The organism is Paenibacillus peoriae KCTC 3763, from assembly GCF_000236805.1.
Classification (GTDB): domain Bacteria; phylum Bacillota; class Bacilli; order Paenibacillales; family Paenibacillaceae; genus Paenibacillus; species Paenibacillus peoriae.
This window is the reverse complement of record NZ_AGFX01000047.1, coordinates 1-19,074: the sequence shown is the minus strand read 5'-3', so window position 1 is coordinate 19,074 and position 19,074 is coordinate 1. Positions and strand designations below refer to the sequence as shown.

General features: G+C 41.3%; 15 protein-coding genes and 1 rRNA gene. All 16 read left to right on the top strand.

Annotation, left to right across the window (positions count from 1 at the left end; genetic code table 11):
- Positions 1-30 precede the first annotated feature (30 nt).
- Positions 31-2,268, top strand: coding sequence for a glycoside hydrolase family 99-like domain-containing protein (locus KQI_RS27495; protein ID WP_010349599.1), 2,238 nt, complete (start codon positions 31-33; stop codon positions 2,266-2,268).
- A gap of 17 nt (positions 2,269-2,285) precedes the next feature.
- Entirely contained in the window at positions 2,286-3,221 is a 936-nt protein-coding gene (locus tag KQI_RS27320) for a glycosyltransferase family 2 protein (RefSeq protein WP_039774796.1), read from the top strand.
- Positions 3,222-3,242: 21 nt separating this feature from the next.
- Positions 3,243-3,986: a sugar phosphate nucleotidyltransferase gene (locus KQI_RS0124825; RefSeq protein ID WP_010349597.1), complete on the top strand. Its 744-nt coding sequence runs from the start codon at positions 3,243-3,245 to the stop codon at positions 3,984-3,986.
- Between the two features lie 13 nt (positions 3,987-3,999).
- A complete protein-coding gene (gene rfbC / locus KQI_RS0124820) occupies positions 4,000-4,539 on the top strand; it encodes a dTDP-4-dehydrorhamnose 3,5-epimerase (protein WP_010349595.1) in 540 nt (179 codons plus the stop codon).
- 43 nt (positions 4,540-4,582) lie between these two features.
- Positions 4,583-6,685 (top strand): DUF3329 domain-containing protein, encoded by a 2,103-nt coding sequence (locus KQI_RS0124815; RefSeq protein WP_010349594.1) that lies wholly within the window; start codon positions 4,583-4,585, stop codon positions 6,683-6,685.
- A gap of 34 nt (positions 6,686-6,719) precedes the next feature.
- Positions 6,720-7,691, top strand: a complete 972-nt coding sequence (locus KQI_RS0124810; RefSeq protein ID WP_010349593.1) for a glycosyltransferase family 2 protein — start codon at positions 6,720-6,722, stop codon at positions 7,689-7,691.
- Positions 7,688-8,119, top strand: a complete 432-nt coding sequence (locus KQI_RS29890; RefSeq protein WP_010349592.1) for a GtrA family protein — start codon at positions 7,688-7,690, stop codon at positions 8,117-8,119. Before KQI_RS0124810 ends, KQI_RS29890 begins: the two co-directional genes overlap by 4 nt.
- A 15-nt stretch (positions 8,120-8,134) precedes the next feature.
- Positions 8,135-9,154 (top strand): dTDP-glucose 4,6-dehydratase, encoded by a 1,020-nt coding sequence (gene rfbB, locus KQI_RS0124800; RefSeq protein ID WP_010349591.1) that lies wholly within the window; start codon positions 8,135-8,137, stop codon positions 9,152-9,154.
- A 1-nt stretch (position 9,155) separates the two neighbouring features.
- Positions 9,156-10,031, top strand: a complete 876-nt coding sequence (gene rfbD / locus KQI_RS0124795; RefSeq protein ID WP_010349590.1) for a dTDP-4-dehydrorhamnose reductase — start codon at positions 9,156-9,158, stop codon at positions 10,029-10,031.
- A 323-nt stretch (positions 10,032-10,354) separates the two neighbouring features.
- Entirely contained in the window at positions 10,355-10,447 is a 93-nt protein-coding gene (locus KQI_RS29885) for a putative holin-like toxin (protein ID WP_219727884.1), read from the top strand.
- Between the two features lie 270 nt (positions 10,448-10,717).
- Complete coding sequence (locus KQI_RS0124790; RefSeq protein ID WP_010349589.1) at positions 10,718-11,626, top strand: glycosyltransferase family 2 protein; 909 nt, start codon at positions 10,718-10,720, stop codon at positions 11,624-11,626.
- Entirely contained in the window at positions 11,623-13,023 is a 1,401-nt protein-coding gene (locus KQI_RS0124785) for an undecaprenyl-phosphate glucose phosphotransferase (protein ID WP_010349588.1), read from the top strand. Before KQI_RS0124790 ends, KQI_RS0124785 begins: the two co-directional genes overlap by 4 nt.
- Before the next feature lie 268 nt (positions 13,024-13,291).
- Positions 13,292-13,984, top strand: a complete 693-nt coding sequence (gene pcrB / locus KQI_RS0124780; RefSeq protein WP_010349587.1) for a heptaprenylglyceryl phosphate synthase — start codon at positions 13,292-13,294, stop codon at positions 13,982-13,984.
- Positions 13,985-14,026: 42 nt separating this feature from the next.
- Positions 14,027-16,351, top strand: a complete 2,325-nt coding sequence (gene pcrA, locus KQI_RS0124775; RefSeq protein WP_010349586.1) for a DNA helicase PcrA — start codon at positions 14,027-14,029, stop codon at positions 16,349-16,351.
- Between the two features lie 87 nt (positions 16,352-16,438).
- Positions 16,439-18,454 (top strand): NAD-dependent DNA ligase LigA, encoded by a 2,016-nt coding sequence (gene ligA, locus KQI_RS0124770; RefSeq protein ID WP_010349585.1) that lies wholly within the window; start codon positions 16,439-16,441, stop codon positions 18,452-18,454.
- Positions 18,455-18,842: 388 nt separating this feature from the next.
- Positions 18,843-19,074, top strand: a 16S ribosomal RNA gene (locus KQI_RS0124765); the annotation flags it as partial.

Sequence of the window (19,074 nt, the reverse complement as noted above, 5' to 3'; positions counted from 1 at the left end):
ATAAATCTTATATTTTAAGGAATGATTTAATTGAGAGAACTGGAAGTCGTTGATTTATTTGGAATTAACAGGAACGGAGACGAATGGGACAGTTTTAGCAATGATCCTCAGGTTTATTTGAGAGGTTCGTTTAAAAAAGGTTGGTATAAGATTAACTGTGAAGGTTCTTCGGAATCATTGAGGTTTCTTAAGCTGTATATTGACTATGGAGCCGGTTTTAGTGAAGATAATTCTTACATCATCGGAAAGCTGGATCGTCAGAATTCAAATGGCAGGCCTTTTGAATTTAAACATGATGTAGTGTCACTGAGACTGGATCCTGGTGACTCTCCCGGTGTATTTTACATACAACGGATTGTTATAGAGAAGGTTGGAGTGCTTTCGATCTTAAATCAGGCTTTTCACAGCTACAAAGAATTAAATTCGGGAAATAACTCCAATTTGTTTGTTAAAGTGTTTGAAAAATGGAGGCAACACGGATTTAAGTGGATGTGGAACAGGGCTATCACATTGATGGCAAATAGGAATGATAATCAGGTTGGGAGATTTGAACCATATACGTATAAGGAAGATACCCAAATTACCAACGTTCAATACCCTGTCAGACATTTGTTCTCTATCATTATTCCTGTGTATAAATTAAATCAGGCTTATCTAGAGTTTTGCTTGAGTTCTTTAACTAGCCAAACATATTCCGAATTTGAAGTAATTATAATTTCAAGAGAAGAGATTGTTAAAAGTCAATTTACGATTGGCTTTGATTTGAGCAAAGTGCAGTTTATTCATACTGCTAATAGTATGCTTTTGGATATGGTAAGAGAGGCTAGTAAGAGTGCGCAAGGGGAATATATTACGGTATTGGAACAAGAGGATTTTCTATCTATTAACACATTACACTATTTGGCTTTAAATTCTATAGATAATGAAGATTTGATTTTTACAAATGAAGACAGATTCCTTGATAACGGTGATCATTTTGCTCCTTTTTATAAAGAGGAACATTTAACTTCGGAAAAGTTAGATTCTAAGGTAGCTGGATCATTTATTGTAGTTCAGTCCACACTTTTTAAAGAAAAGATTTTGCTTGATGTTAAGGGCTATGATTCTTTTATTGAAGAACTAGTTGCAAGTGCAAAGAAAGTAAAACATATTTCTGAGTTTAGTTATCACAGAAGGTCTACAGCATCCGCTTGGCCGGAAAATCAAAACAAAACAACAAATATTGTTTCTTTTTATTTACCTCAGTTTCATGCTATTCCAGAGAATGATGAATGGTGGGGAGAAGGGTTTACAGAGTGGAGAAATGTTCGTAAGGCGACACCTTTATTCAAGGAACATTATCAACCACATGTTCCTTCAGACTTAGGATATTACAATTTGGTTGAGGATAGTGACATTCAGAAACGTCAAATAGAACTTGCTAAAAATTATGATATTTTCGGTTTTTGTTACTATTATTATTGGTTCGATGGCAAGAGGCTTTTAGAGAAGCCAATGAATGCTTTATTGGAAAATAAAGATTTGGATTTTCCTTTTTGTATTTGTTGGGCTAACGAGAGTTGGACAAGGCGATGGGATGGACAAGAGAAAGAGATGCTTATGAAGCAAGTGCATGATGAAGATTCAGATAACAGATTTATTGAAGAAGTTATTCCTGTTTTAAAAGATGAAAGATATATCCGTATTGATGGTAAGGACCCCATATTGTTGATTTACAGAGCTGAATTGTTTCCTAATCTGAAAGCAACCGTCCATACATGGAAAGAAAAGTGTAAAGAAAAAGGCATTCCAAATCTTCATGTATGCATGGTACAGTCCTTTGGTCAAGTAGATCCAACGATCTACGGTTGTGATTCAGCAGTCGAGTTCCCACCGCATGGTGTTTATGCCAACGAAATTTCTAAAACTATGAATGAGCTGGTTCCTGACTTTTCAGGAAACATTTACGATTATCGAGAAGTGGTAGATCGTTCGCTTCAGAAAAAGAAGGCTGGGGACTTTACATGGTTTAGAGGTACTATGCTAAGCTGGGATAATACAGCTAGAAGAAAAAGTGCAGCTAATGTCTTTCACTATGCGAATCCTGTAGAGTATGAAAAATGGTTGGTGGGCTTGGTTGATTATACTCGGAGATTTAGTCAAGGTTCGGAACAAATGATTTTTGTTAACGCATGGAATGAATGGGCTGAAGGTACACATTTAGAACCGGATCAAAAGTATGGACACCAATATCTAGAGGTTACCAAGAGAGCATCCAGGGTTCGATAATGAACAAGGAGAAAAATATGAATAATCAAGATACGCCCTTAGTCAGCGTTATTGTACCATCCTATAATTATGAGAAGTATATTGAGGCTGCCTTAAAATCTATTTATGAGCAGACATACGATCAACTTGAATTGGTGGTGATTGACGACAATTCGAAAGATAACAGTTGTCATATCATAAATGAACTAATCTCTAGTGAAATATATTTAGAAAGATTTAAAAATCGTTTAAAATTCCTTTCACATGACCAAAATCAAGGTGCTCACAATTCAATTAATGAAGGTATAAGGGCCTCACAAGGGAAATATGTAACAATACTTAATGCGGATGACTTGTTTGAGCCTAACCGGATAACACAATTAGTTAAGCATTTATCCGCTTCTAATTCAGACTTTGTTTTTTCGAGAATTAAAGTAATTGATGGAGAAGGAAACGATATTAGTACGGTGTCCGATCAGGCTATAAACTTCATTAATACTCAAAATTCTATAGAAAAATTCCCAAGTATAGGTTGGTCTTTGATTCCTCATAACACTGCTATCTCAACAGGGAATATGTTATTCAGTAGGGAGATCTTTGATAAACTGAATGGATTTCGGAATTTAAAATACTGTCATGATTGGGATTTTGCATTGAGGTGTTTACTTTTATCAGAGCCGTTATTTGTTGAGTCTACGTATTATTATTATCGATTACATGGTAGTAATACATTCTTGACATTAAATGATGTCGTAGATAAAGAAGTGAAGACAGTACTCGGATCCTATTTTAAATCTTGTAGAAAAAAAAATGTTCTTAATAAATTGGCTCCTTCTCCTCAAAATTGGTCTGAACAGTTCTTTGAAATACTAAAAGATTCTTCAATAATAAACTATTGGTATTATTCTAGAACTATAGCAAACTTTTTTTTGCAGCTCAGACAAAATCAAATTGATTATAAGGACACTAAGTAACACTTAATTTAGGAGGTTATTATGAAAGGAATAATTTTAGCAGGGGGAACTGGAACACGGTTATACCCATTAACAAAGGTTACAAATAAGCATCTTCTTCCAGTAGGAAAGTATCCAATGATTTTTCACGCAGTATATAAGCTGAAACAAGCTGGTATTCAGGATATCCTTATTGTCACAGGTAAAGACCATATGGGCGATGTAGTGAATCTTTTAGGAAGTGGAAAAGATATGGGGATTACTTTTACCTATAAAGTACAGGACGAGGCAGGCGGTATTGCTCAGGCATTAGATCTAGCTGAACAATTTGTGGGGAATGATCAAATGCTTGTTATTCTAGGTGATAATGTATTTGAAGATGATATATCTCCATATGTTCAAAACTTCCGTAATCAAGTGTCAGGTGCTAAATTGCTTTTGCAGCAGGTAGAAGATCCGAAACGGTTCGGTGTCGCAGAATTACAGGGAGATCGAATTGTTTCAATTGAGGAGAAGCCTCAAAAACCCAAAAGTGATTATGCGGTAACAGGTATTTATATGTTTGATCACAGCGTTTTTGATATTGTCAAAACCCTTATTCCTTCATCACGTGGGGAATTAGAAATCACGGATGTAAATAATGCGTATATTGCCAAAGGAGAACTGACTTTTGATATTCTTCAAGGTTGGTGGACCGATGCAGGTACACATGCATCCCTTTCCAAAGCTAATGAACTGGCCAAAGAAATAATATTTAGTGACGAGTTTGGGAAATTAAAATTATAAGGAGATTAATTGTATGAAAGTACATGAGTTAAAACTGAAAGGTGCTTTACTTATTGAACCGATGGTTCATGGGGATCACCGAGGTTTTTTTATGGAAAGTTACAATCAAAATGTATTGAGTAGCTTTGGTATTAGAAATGAGTTCATTCAAGATAATCATTCTTTGTCTGCTGAAGCAGGCGTTCTACGAGGCTTGCACTATCAATTATCCCCTAAAGCTCAAACTAAATTAGTTCGTGTAGTTGCTGGTGCTATTTATGATGTTATTGTAGATATTCGACGTGATTCGAAAACATTTGGGCAGTGGGTAGGAGTAATTCTCAGCCAATATAATAAGAGGCAATTATTAGTCCCGAAAGGATTTGCCCATGGTTTTTGTACACTAACACCAAACACGGAAGTTTTGTATAAAGTTGATGAATATTACTCTTCAGCACATGACCGGGGGATTTTGTGGAATGATCCTGTGCTTGGAATTGATTGGCCCGTATCTCAGCCAATACTATCTGAAAAAGATGAGCGTCACCCTTTACTGGATGCTGCTGAGATTTAAATTTCTTTGCGTGAAAATCGGAATATAGAGGATGAATTTATTTATGAAGTTGGAAATAAAAGTGGATGATAAGTATTTAAATATATATCGTTTAATTATCATCGCTTTGGCCGTGAGCATGTATTTATACATGCTCAGAATTAATTATTTTGTGCCGTACTGGAATGATGAATTTGCTTACAGTTTTATTATGGGTACAAATCAAAGAATTGAGAGTATGGCTGATATTCTCCAATCTCAAAATTATTTGTATCATAATTGGACCGGGAGAGTTATTGTACACTTTTTTGTACAATTATTTCTATGGTTAGGCAAAGATGTATTCAATATTGTAAATGCATTTTTTTATGTATTGTTGTTATTTTTAATCTGCTCGTTCTCAAAAATAAGAAAATTTAACACTAGAGAAGATTTGGGTGTTTTTTTACTCGTTTTTTTGATGTGTTGGTTTATGCTTCCTGTTTTGGGTCAAACAGCTTTTTGGTTAGCAGGTTCCGTTAACTATCTCTGGGCTACTGTCTTTATTTTAATATTTTTATTGCCATACAGATATCTTATTGATAATAAATATTTACTTAAAAGTAATTTGATAACCATACTGGCGATGTTTTTTTTGGGTATTTTAGCAGGATGGAGTCAGGAAAATACTGCTGTAATAGCAGTAGCATTTGTCGGTAGTTCTTTTCTAATTGCTCTAAAAAAGAAAATTAAACTTCCTTTATGGTTTTTTAGTGGAATTATTGGTTGCCTTATAGGATTCGTCTATTTGGTACTTGCTCCAGGAAACAAAGTTAGAAAAGAAACTATGTACTTTAATGTTGGTTTCAAAGATCAGATAATTAACTTTTTACAAACAATGAAAGGTATATTGTTACAAGACCAGAGATATTTAGTCCTAATACTTTTTGTAGCAATATTATTTTATGTTTATAAAAACTTTAAGAATTCTAAAAGAGCTCTTTGGATTGCTTTACTAATTATGTTCACAGGCTTCTTTTCATATGTAGCAATGGTGGCTTCTCCTGAATTTCCTCTTCGTGCAGCTTTTGGTGGGGCTGTAATGATTATTATTTCAATAACTATGATAGTTAAACCGAGTAAGAATCTACTTGTCGTTGTGTTGGTTGCATCAATTATCCCTCTATATATTACAATGCATAATGTGTATACTCAATATAAATTAATTGCAGAGGAAAGTGCTCAAAGACTTCAAATCGTGAATAAGAATCTAGAACAGGGGAAGAGGGTTGTGAAACTTCCAAAGTTAACAGCCAAAGAGAATAGCTATGTTTTTATATATGATATTTCTTTGAATCCAAGTTATACTTCCAATGATCATTTTGCAAAATACTATAACCTAGCATCTGTAAGTATTGACAAGCCAATGATGATTGTTCAGTTGGAGGAAGCAAAAATTAACATGTATCAGCTATACTATGATATTGGTGATGGTATCAATGAAAAGGATTCATCCAAAGCATATATTTATAATCAAGTCGATGGGAATAAACTGTTCTTTGAACTGCCCAATAAGCCAATTTATAGTTTCAGATTAGATCCTGGTATTTTAATCAATCAGAATATAAAAATAAAGAGTATCGAATTTGAGGATAATAATAATCATCTGAAATATGATGCTGAAAAGTTGGAAAGTCTATTTTATCCACTTCATGATATTTCTAAAATCAAAGCAGAGGATGGTGTATTAAACATACACACTGATGGTTATGATCCGCAACTGAAATTCGTTAATGATTATACAGAAGATGTGGATATTCAGGTTGAATTTAAGTATCCTCAAACTGATGTTTTTCAACTTTTTTATGATAAAGGTAATGGATTTAACGAAAAAGACTCTATCAGTCAGCAATTAGATAATAAGAAAGTATTTAAAGCAACTATTCCATTAAATCATATTCAAAGTTTCAGATTTGATATAGGAACTACCCCGCATAAGTTAGTACCTATTAAATCAATTATTATTACAAAGAAGAATAAAAGCGCCTTGGTTCTTAAGGGGAGTGCGCTACGAAACAAAATCAAAGAAACTGTACAAGTTGAACTAAAGGATCCTGATGGTGATTTCACTAACTTGTACACTGAGGGAGACGATCCATATATTCAAGTTGGGGATTTAGTTTACTGAAGTAAGTAGGCTTGAATTAAGAGGGGATATAAGAATGGAATTTAAAATGTCATTAGTTGTACCTATGTATAATGAAATTGACAACGTTGATTTTTTTTATGAACGCATTTCAGAAGTACTAAATAAAAATAACTATGATTATGAAATCATATGTATTAATGATGGTAGTAAAGATAATACTCATGCTAGATTAAAAGAAATTGCCTCCACTGATCACAGAATCAAGGTCATTGATTTATCTAGAAATTTTGGTAAGGAAATTGCGATGAGTGCAGGTTTGAAATATTCTAGAGGGGATATAGTAATTCCAATAGATGCCGATTTGCAAGATCCACCTGAACTCATTCCCTCGATGGTTGAAAAGTGGCAAGAAGGATACGATGTTGTCTATGCAACAAGAATTAAAAGAGATGGAGAGACTTTCATAAAGAAAGTAACAGCTAGTTTTTTTTATAAATTTATAAGACGAATAACAAAAATAGATATTCCGGCCGATACTGGAGACTTCCGTTTGATGTCTAGACAAGTTGTGAACGCTGTAAATAACTTACCAGAAAGTCATCGATTTATGAAGGGGCTTTTTAGTTGGGTAGGCTTTAAGCAGACAAGTATATCGTATCTTCGTGATGCAAGGTTTGCTGGAAAAACCAGTTTTAATTATTGGAAATTATGGAACTTTGCTATTGAAGGAATTACATCTTTTAGTTTTGCTCCTCTACAACTTGCTATGTATTTAGGTTTCATTGTATCAATTTTTGCGTTGATTCGTGCATTCTTCTTAATGATAAATACACTGATATATGGGAATCCTGTTCCCGGTTATCCATCTCTTATGGTTACTGTATTGTTTTTGGGGGGAGTTCAGTTAATTACTATTGGAATCATTGGAGAATATATTGGCCGTGTATATGGCGAGAGTAAACGTAGACCACTATTTCTTGTAAGAGAAACTATAAATATTGATATAGAAGCTCAGCAACAAGAAAAAGAGTTGTACAAATTATGAATATTTTAAAAAGATTTGAGTTCTTGAGATTCCTTTTAGTAGGGGTTATTAATACTTTAATTGGTTTGTCTATTATTTATCTTTTTTATAATTTATTTCATTTTAATTATTGGATTTCAACAAGTTGTGGAAATATAATTGGTGGAGTTTGTAGTTTTTTTTTGAATAGGAATTTTACTTTCAAGGTGAATGAATGGTATTTAAGTCAGACTTTGAAGTTCGCCTCTGTGACTATAGTTTCTTATGTAACCTCTTATTTTATAGGGTATTATTTGATGCCATTTTTGAAATTTATGGATAAATTAATAATTTTGAATGTTATAGGAGTTGGGAACGTTTCGATTTTAATTGCATCAGGTCTTTACACACTGTTTAATTACTTTGGGCATAAGTACTATACGTTTAACACTAAAATAATGGATAACTGAATTTAGGAGGTCTTTATGAAACTTCTTGTCACCGGCGGTGCCGGATTTATTGGCAGTAACTTTGCATTGTATATGTTAAAACTGCATCCAGATTACGAAATTGTGAATGTAGATGCGCTTACGTACGCAGGTAACCTGGAAAATTTGAAATCCATTGAAAACCACCCTAGACATACTTTCGTGAAAGCGGATATTACTGACGCGCAAGCGATTGATCAACTGATGCAGCAGGGGATTGATGTGGTGGTGAATTTTGCGGCAGAGTCGCATGTGGATCGGAGTATTTTGGAGCCGGAAGTGTTTGTGAAAACAAACGTATTTGGTACACAGGTACTGTTGGACGCAGCCAAGAAATATAATGTGACCAAGTTTGTACAGGTATCGACAGATGAGGTGTACGGATCTCTGGGTGAAACAGGCTTGTTTACGGAGGAAACTCCGCTGCAGCCCAATAGTCCTTACTCTGCTTCCAAGGCAGGCGGCGATCTGCTGGTTCGTGCATATCATGAAACCTTTGGCCTACCTGTGAATATCACGCGTTGTTCCAATAACTATGGTCCGTATCAGTTTCCGGAAAAACTGATTCCACTGATGATCTCGCGTGCGTTGAGTGATCAGCAGCTACCTGTATATGGAGATGGCTTGAACATCCGCGATTGGTTGTATGTGGAGGACCATTGCAGCGCAATCGATCTGGTCATTCATCAAGGGAAGCTTGGTGAGGTATACAATATCGGTGGAAATAATGAGCGGACGAATGTGCATATTGTCAAAACGGTATTAGAGGAGCTGGGCAAGCCAGAATCTCTGATTTCGTATGTGCAGGATCGCCCAGGTCATGACCGCCGTTATGGCATTGATCCAACGAAGACCATGAATGAGCTGGGTTGGAAGCCAAAGCACTCTTTTGAAACAGGTATTAAAGAAACAATCCGTTGGTACTTGGACAACAAAGAATGGTGGACTCGTATTCAATCCGGCGAGTACCAGCAATATTATGCTAAGCAGTACGGTTCCCGCTTGGGGGATGCGTAAGATGAAGGTACTGGTTACTGGAGCATCCGGTCAACTCGGCAAAGATGTAGTAAACGTTTTTCAGGAGCGAGGACATGATGTCCTTGGATACGATCGGGAACAGCTGGATATAACGGATATGGAGCAGGCTGTAAAGATCGTGGGACAGTACCAACCTGATGCTATCATCCATTGTGCAGCGTATACGGCAGTGGATGCAGCCGAGTCTGATATAGATATGGCTTACCAAGTCAATGCGTCGGGAACACGCAATATGGCATTGGCTGCGGAAAAAGCAGGAGCCAAGCTGGTGTATATCAGCACGGATTACGTGTTCGATGGAACAGCGGAGCAACCATATCATGAGTATGACAATACGAATCCGCAGAGTATTTACGGAAAGTCTAAGCGGGCCGGAGAGATACTGGCCCAAACACTATCCTCCAGATATTTTATTGTTCGTACTTCTTGGGTATATGGATTGTACGGGAACAATTTTGTGAAAACAATGCTGAAGCTTGGACAGGAAAAGCCGCACCTTCAGGTCGTGAATGATCAGAAAGGCTCACCTACCTATACGGTGGATTTGGCTCGTTTTCTGGAGGAATTGGTTCGAACTGATAAGTATGGCGTATATCATGCGTCCAATAGCGGTTCTTGTACCTGGTATGAGTTTACGCAAGCTATTTTTCAGGATGCGGCAGAACTATTAGGTGCCAAGATGACAGCGAAACTGGACCCATGTAGTACGGAACAATTCCCTAGGCCCGCAGCACGTCCACGTAATTCCGTCATGGAGCATATAGCGATTCGAACCAATGGGCTGAATGATTTGCGCAATTGGCGTGAAGGATTACGGGAGTTTTTAAAAGAGTATCTGGAAAGTTCCAATAAATAGAGGTAGGCTATATATCTGCAGCGATCTCCCATCATGTTATGATTGGGAGATTTTATTATGTAGAGACATATGTCTTTCAAATTTCAATGCGTTATAAAGATATTGAACAATTTCTGGACAGCTACCAAAAGGGATTATTTCCTCGCATGAAATACATTTGAAACTTTTTTCCAGATACAAGCGTCAAATAATCAAAGGTACAAATGAATGCTAGATAAAAAACCATCGAATGCATGTTCCTTTATGGAAAAATATAGTATAATTGAGAGGCACAACCGATATAGGCTGGCAAGGGCGGTCGGCTAACTCTCCCGAGGAGGGGGGTGAAGCCTGTGACAGTGTTTGAGGCGCTCAGTTTAATGCTGACGTTCGGGGCGTTAATCGTCACACTGTTAGAGTTTAACAAACGAAAATAGACCACCCCCTCAAGGAAGGGTCTATTTTCGGCCTGATTGTTTCAAAACCGTCCGCTCTTGGAGCGTTGGTTGTGCAGGGGCTGGCTGGCACCAGCCCTTTTTCCATGTATATCTTACCACGATGATTTTTAGACCTCAAGAATTTTGCAAAATCCTGTATGCTGTGTAAGGTTACAAGTTATGTGCTTTTTTGCGTCCCGTAGTCTGTGGGGTATGCTATAATAGTCGATAGTAGAATAGATTACTGAATTTGTCAGGAGCGTTTTGAATATGGATGTAAGCATACTGGTCGTCAACTATAATACATGTCGATTGACGCTGGATTGTTTGCAGTCGGTGTATGCGTCCAAGACGCAATATCGATTTGAAGTGATTGTCATCGACAATCATTCCAGTGACGGGTCTGTTGAGGCTATCCGTGCTGCATACCCGGAGATTATATTGATTGCCAATGAGGATAACACTGGTTTCGCCAAGGCAAACAATCAGGGAATGGAAGTGGCCAGTGGGCGCTATGTATTGCTGTTGAATTCCGATACGCTGGTGCAGCCGGACACACTGGATACGATGATTCAGTTTATGGATACGCATCCGGACATGGGAGCAGCGGGCTGCAAGGTCATCTTGCCGGATGGTTCGCTGGATAAGGCATGCAAGCGTGGATTTCCAACGCCGTCTGCTTCCTTTTATTACGCCTTTGGCTGGTCGAAGCGTTACCCGGATAATCCGAAGTATAACCAATATCAGCTTGGACATCTAAGCCCGGATGATGAGTATCCCGTGGATGTGCTGGTTGGAGCTTTTATGCTGGTGCGTCGCGAGACGATTGAGCAGGTCGGCGGCCTGGACGAAACCTTTTTTATGTATGGTGAGGATATTGATTGGTGTTACCGGATTAAACAAGCAGGGTGGGGCATTTACTACTACCCGCGCACATATATTGTTCATATCAAAGGGGGGAGCGCTCGCCGTCGTCCTTTGAAAATTATTTATGAGTTTCATAGAGCTATGTGGGTGTTTCACCGCAAGCATTATAAACAGCAGTACAGCTGGATCACCAACATGGCTGTCTACGCGGGGATTGCGGTGAAATTTGGAATGGCCTTTTTGAAAAACAAACTGTCTGCACCGGTCAAACCGGACAGCGGCGAACAATCTCGTACCGAGGTGAAAGCATGATACGCAGAAATCAACGATTTTTAACCCAATTGTATATTGTGGCGGATTTCGCGGTCATTCAGTTATCTTTCCTGATCGCTTGGTTCTTTAAATTTGAAAGTGAATGGATTACCTATACAGAGCCGCTTCCTATTCAAGTGTACGGGGGCTGGAGCTTAATTTACGGTCTGATTGCCGTGGTACTGGGAATGCTGTTCTCGCTCTATTCACCCAAGCGCAAAAAGCGATTTGCAGACGACGTATTTCGTGTCACCCAGATTCACATTGTTGGCTTGTTTGTATTGCTGAGTGTCATGTTCTTCGTCAAGCAAATTGATATTTCGCGCTCCTACCTAGCGATCTATATGGTTGGGAATGTGCTGCTGATTTTATTTTACCGATATTTTTTGAAGCGAATTCTTAAAGCTCTCCGTCAAAAAGGGTACAATAAGCAATTCATGCTCATTCTCGGGGCAGGCTCTTTGGGCCAACGGTTTTATCATAATCTGGGACAGTATCCTGATTTGGGGTATGAAGTGGTGGGATTTCTGGATGATAATCGCTACTGGAGCGAAGAGGAAAAAGCCCATTTCCGCCCGATTCTCGGAGGATTAGATCAATTGGAGGCAACGCTGTCGAGCCTGATGATTGATGAGGTCATTCTGGCTCTACCGCTGGATGCCCACGATAAGTACCCTAAAATTATCAACATGTGTGAAAAGGCTGGGGTACGCACGCTTATTATTCCCGACTTTTTCGACTATTTGCCAGCTCGACCGTATTTTGATAACTTCGCAGGCATGCCGATGATCAATGTACGGGATATTCCGCTGGATGTAGCGGGAAACCGGTTATTCAAGCGTCTGTTCGATATTTTATTCTCTTTATTCGCTATTATTCTGACCGCTCCGATCATGCTGGCCGTGGCGATTGGTGTGATGGTTACATCGCGAGGCCCCATCATTTTTAAGCAGGAACGGGTAGGCTTGAATCGTCGTACCTTCCGAATGTACAAATTTCGCTCGATGAAGGTGCTGCCGCCTGGGACTGAAGATACAGGATGGACGACTGCTAATGACCCAAGGCGCACGCGTTTCGGTTCCTTTATCCGTAAAACGAGCCTCGATGAGCTGCCACAGTTTTTCAACGTGCTGCTGGGAGATATGAGTGTCGTTGGCCCTCGTCCGGAAAGACCGTATTATGTGGATCAGTTCCGTGAGGAAATTCCTAAATACATGGTGAAGCACCATGTTCGTCCCGGAATCACAGGCTGGGCACAGAGTAACGGGCTGCGTGGAGATACGTCCATTGAGGAACGGATTAAACATGACATTTTCTATATTGAGAATTGGTCGCTCTTATTCGATATTAAAATTATTTTCCGCACGATTCGCAACGGTTTCAAAAACGCATATTAATCCAGAGTCACCCTTCGGTTCAGCCGGAGGGTGTTTTTGTGTTTATATAAGCTGAACTTAAAAGTTACCTATTGTATTGTGCGACTGCTCAGACGGATGGTGCTCTAGTGGAAACCTTGCATCAGTCGGGGGGAGCTGAGTGTTCCCATCGAATACGAACATTGACACCATTTGAGCACTGTCATAGACTTAGCATAGAACGCTTTTGGATATCGAATTCAGATTGTACGGATTATGACAAAAGCATAGGATGCTGGAGGAATGTGTGTTGGCAGATTCAATTCAATCATGGAGACATGTATTTAAGCTTGATCCTGACAAGAAACTGGACGATGAGGCGCTGGACGCCGTGTGTATGTCTGGTACGGACGCCATTATGGTAGGAGGTTCATCAGGCATTACCTATGAAAATACGGTGGATTTACTGTCGCGGGTTCGGCATTATGAGGTGCCGTGTGTGCTAGAGGTGTCCGATCTGGAGGCTGTCGTGCCGGGGTTTGATCTATATATGATTCCCATGGTACTGAATACCATGGACAGTAATTGGATCGTAGGGCAGCACCAGCGTGCGATTGAGCAGTTTGGCTATATGATTCCTTGGGATTTGCTTGTGACAGAGGGATATATTGTTTTGAACGGAGACTCTACAGTTGCTAAGCTTACCGGGGCAGAAACTTCGCTGAGTGCTTCATCAGCTGTCTCCTATGCGCAGATTGCTGACAAGCTCATGCATCTGCAGATTGTATATGTGGAATATAGCGGTACCTTTGGGGATATGGAGCTGGTACAAAAAATACATCGTAGCACAGAGTGCTCTCGTGTCCTGTACGGAGGAGGTATCGTGGATAAATCTACCGCGTTACAAGCGGCTGCCGTTTGTGACACCATTGTAGTAGGGAACATCATTTACCGTGACTTGGCAAAAGCGCTGGAGACGGTGGCTGTGAAATTGAAAGTATAGAACGTTTATTTTATGGAAGCTCGGAGAAAGGAGCATGCACGCATGCAATCAATAGATATACACGAGGCTGTAGCTCGCCTAAATCCACCTCAGCGTCAGGCCGTGGAGGTAGTGGATGGTCCACTGCTGATTATGGCTGGTGCAGGCAGTGGCAAGACACGGGTGCTCACGCACCGAATAGCCTACCTCATCGCGACCCGCAAGACGGCTCCATGGGGTATTTTGGCGATTACCTTTACGAACAAGGCTGCGCGTGAGATGCAGGATCGCGTATCCAAGCTGATTGGCCCGCAGGGGAGAGACGTGTGGGTATCCACATTTCACTCGATGTGTGTGCGTATTTTGCGTCGGGATATCGAACGGATCGGATTTACCTCCAATTTCAGCATTTTGGATTCGACCGATCAATTGTCTGTCATTCGGAACTGCATGAAGGATCTGAACATAGATACCAAAAAATTTGAACCCAAAGCGGTTCAATCTATGATGAGCACGGCTAAAAATGAACTGGTCACTCCTGAAATGTATGAGCGCAAGATTGGTGACTATTTTGAAGGAATTGTGGCGAAGGTATATACCAAGTACCAACAACGGCTCAAAAATAACAACTCTCTTGATTTTGATGATTTGATCATGGCAACGATTCAGCTTTTTAAAGAAGTACCTGAGGTGCTGGATTTCTATCAAAAGAAATTTCAGTACATTCATGTCGATGAATATCAGGATACGAACCGTGCGCAGTATATGCTGTGCAAAATGCTGGCCGATAAGCATCACCGGATTTGCGTAGTAGGTGACAGTGATCAATCCATCTACAGATGGCGGGGCGCGGATATTAGCAACATTTTGAACTTTGAAGAGGACTACCCGGAAGCACGTACCATTTTGCTGGAGCAGAACTATCGGTCAACCTCGAACATACTGAATGCAGCGAATGAAGTGATTGCGCAAAATACAGGCCGCAAGCCGAAAAAGCTATGGACCGACAAAGAAGGCGGAGCCAAGATTAAAGTTTACCGTGCTGACTCGGAGCACGACGAGGGCTATTTTATTGCCTCCGAAATTAATAAGAATATTAATGCAGGCAAAACCTATAGCCATCATGCCATTTTGTATCGTACCAATGCTCAGTCTCGGGTCGTCGAGGAAATTTTGATCAAATCGGATATACCGTATCAGATCGTTGGCGGGATTAAGTTCTATGATCGTAAAGAGATTAAGGACCTGCTGGCCTATCTGCGCCTGCTCTCTAATCCTGACGACGATATCAGCCTGATGCGAATCATTAACGTGCCCAAACGCAGCATCGGAGACACGACCGTTGGTAAGTTGCAGGCAGCCGCAGCGGAGCGTGGAGTCTCTATCTTCCGTGTGTTACAAGTGGTTGACGATTTGGGCTTTGCCGGACGTACACGCAATGCGCTGGTCGAGTTTTACGATATGATCGAAGGCTTGAGTCGGATGGTGGACTATTTGTCGGTCACGGAGCTAACAGAAAAAATGCTGGAAACCACCCAGTACCGACTGGAGTTGCAAAACGAGAACACCCTCGAATCACGTGCGCGCCTGGAGAATATTGATGAGTTTCTATCGGTAACCATGGAGTTTGAGAAAGGGGCGGAGGACAAATCGCTGGTCTCCTTCCTGACCGACCTTGCTCTTATCGCCGATATAGATTCCATGAATGACGATGAAGACGAGCAAAGTGATGCTGTTGTATTGATGACCATGCACAGCGCAAAAGGTTTGGAGTTTCCGATTGTATTTATTGTCGGTATGGAAGAGGGAGTATTCCCTCACAGCAGGGCCTTTTTGGATAATGAAGAGCTTGAGGAAGAGCGCAGATTGGCGTATGTCGGCATTACCCGTGCAGAGGAGCAGCTGTTCCTTACATGCGCACAAATGCGTACTTTGTTTGGTCGTACAACAGCCAATCCGCCGTCACGCTTTCTGGAAGAGATTCCGGATGAATTAAAAGAGGATACGATCATCAAGCAGGACCGCTACCGTCGTTCAGGCAATGTAGGTGGCTCTTATGGCGGGCGTGGACTGGGTAAAAGCAGTGGCAGTAACTTTGGCGGAGAGCGTTCCTTTGATTCGATGAGCCGTAGTGGCTCAACCGCTTCTGCGTCGTCGCGTGTTACCGTAACGACATCTTCATCGCCTAAGCCTTCCCCGGGAGTTTCGGCAGGGGGCCCTGCTATTTTTGCTGCTGGAGACAAGGTACAGCATGGCAAGTGGGGAGTGGGGACCATTGTGGCTGTCAAAGGCACAGGCAATGATATGGAGCTTCAGATCGCTTTCCCGGCTCCGGTCGGGGTCAAACGTCTGCTGGCTGGCTTTGCGCCGATCACAAAAGTAGAATAAATCTTACACATCATTAAATCTCGAGCCTCACAGTGGCAGAGTGCCTAGGCTTCTGCCCTGATGAAGTTCCCGGAGGGATACGACTGCATGAACCCAATGCACAGGATGGAGCAGCTTGTTGCTGAGCTGAACACATATAACTATCATTATTACACACTGGATGAGCCCATGGTCAGCGACAAAGAATATGATGTGCTTTATGACGAGCTGGTAGCGCTTGAACAGACGAGCGAACTGGTGCTGCCAGATTCGCCAACACAGCGCGTGGGTGGGGAGTTGCTTAAGGGATTCACGCCACATCGTCATCTGGCCCCGTTATGGAGCCTGGATAAAGCACAGAATATGGAGCAGCTGCGTGCATGGAACGCGCGTGTCGTAAAGCTGGTCAATGATTACAATACCAAGAACTTGGAGCAGCTTCTGCCTTCTCCAAGCTATGCGATAGAGCTTAAATTTGATGGACTAACGCTGAACCTGACTTATACGGATGGAAAGCTGGTGCAGGCTTCTACCCGCGGCAATGGCATCGTGGGTGAAGGGATATTGGCACAGGTAAAGACAATTAAATCCGTACCGCTTACGATTCCCTTCCAGGAAGGAACCATTGAAGTGCAGGGAGAAGGCATAATGAATCTGTCGGTGCTGTCGAAATATAATGAGACCGCTGTGGACCCTCTTAAAAACGCACGTAATGCCGCAGCTGGCGCTTTGCGTAATTTAAATCCCAAAGTGACAGCAGAGCGGCGACTGAATGCGTTTTTCTACAATGTGGGATTTGCGGACCGTATTCAGTTTGATAGCCACCAGGATATGATGGCCTTCCTACGCGAGAATCATTTTAAGGTGAACCCATATCTGACTTACTTTGACAATTTTGATGATGCCATGGAGCAACTGACTGAGATTGAAGAGTCTCGTGCCAGGTTGGATTATCTCATTGACGGGGCTGTGTTGAAAATTACGGATATGCGCACACGCGAGGTTCTTGGGTATACCGATAAATTCCCACGTTGGGCGGTGGCATATAAATTCGAAGCAGAAGAAACCACCACGGTGCTTAACTCGGTCGAGTGGAATGTAGGCCGAACGGGTAAGATTACACCACTGGCAAGGGTAGAGCCGGTAGAGCTGGCGGGAGTCACTGTACAAAATTGTACACTGAACAATGCTGGCGATATCGAGCGTAAAAACCTGAAGTTCGCTTTGGGGACGCGTGTGTTTATTCGCCGCTCCAATGATGTCATTCCCGAGATATTGGGAAAGGTGACATCTGAAAATGATGGGGAGGAAATTGTTGTACCCGATCATTGCCCAGCCTGTGGATTTCCATTACAGCAGCGGGGGGCCCACTTGTTCTGCGACAATAAGCTGGGGTGCAAACCACAGATTGTGGCCCGTATTTCCCATTTCGCATCACGTGATGCCATGGATATTGAAACATTCAGTGACAAAACAGCGATCCAGTTGCATGACGAACTGGAAGTTCGCGAGCCTGCGGATTTGTATACACTCCGATATGATGATCTAGTGAAGCTGGAGCGGTTTGGTGAGAAAAAAGCCAATAACCTCCTGGCAGCACTTGAGAAGAGTAAAGAAAGAGATTTGGCTTCCTTCCTTTACGCTCTGGGTATACCGAATACAGGTAAAGCGACAACACGCATGCTGGCTGAACATTATCGTGATTTGCATAAGGTCATGTCCGCTACCGTGGAAGAACTGATAGAACTACCGGATGTGGGCGGGATTGTAGCCGAAAGCATTGTTGCGTTCTTCGCCGATCCATTTATACAGGCGGGGATTGAAAAGATGCTGTCGCTAGGAGTGAAGGCCCAAGCTCCTGAAGCTCCACAGCAGAAGAAGACAGACAGCTTCTTCAGTGGCAAAACGGTCGTGCTCACAGGTACCTTGCATCAGCTTACGCGTGACGAAGCGGCTTCCAGACTGGAGGCGCTGGGAGCCAAGGTGGCTGGATCCGTATCGAAAAAAACGGATTTAGTCATAGCTGGTGAAAAGGCCGGGAGTAAACTGGCCAAAGCCCAACAGCTCGGAGTCGAAACCATAGAAGATGAGGACGAATTCATCAGATTGCTGGAACAAGAATAATCGTTGGTAATGAGTGCAGCCATTCCGTTTGAGGACGGGATGGCTGTTTTGTTAGTCGCTATTCAGTGGTAGGTAAAAGCTATAGAAAAGTTTCTTGAAAAAAATGCTTGCTAAATAGCTTTAAGCATGTTACATTATTAGACGTTGCTTTGAGAGTAACTTTTCTCAAAGTTGAGGTTGCTGAAAGAAAATCAAAAAAAGATTTGACAAGAAAGTGACCAACATGATATGATCTAATTCCTGGCTCGTTGAACAGTCGAGTACAGACAAGTTCTTTGAAAACTGAACAAATGGATGATGAAAATAAAGATTTCTTCTTTTATAGAGAAGAATCGCTAGCATTAAAAATGAGCTAATCGCTCTTTCTATAACCAACTTCGGTTGGTCTTTATTGGAGAGTTTGATCCTGGCTCAGGACGAACGCTGGCGGCGTGCCTAATACATGCAAGTCGAGCGGGGTTGTTTAGAAGCTTGCTTCTAAACAACCTAGCGGCGGACGGGTGAGTAACACGTAGGCAACCTGCCCACAAGACAGGGATAACTACCGGAAACGGTAGCTAATACCCGATACATCCTTTTTCTGCATGGGAGAAGGAGGAAAGACGGAGCAATCTGTCGCT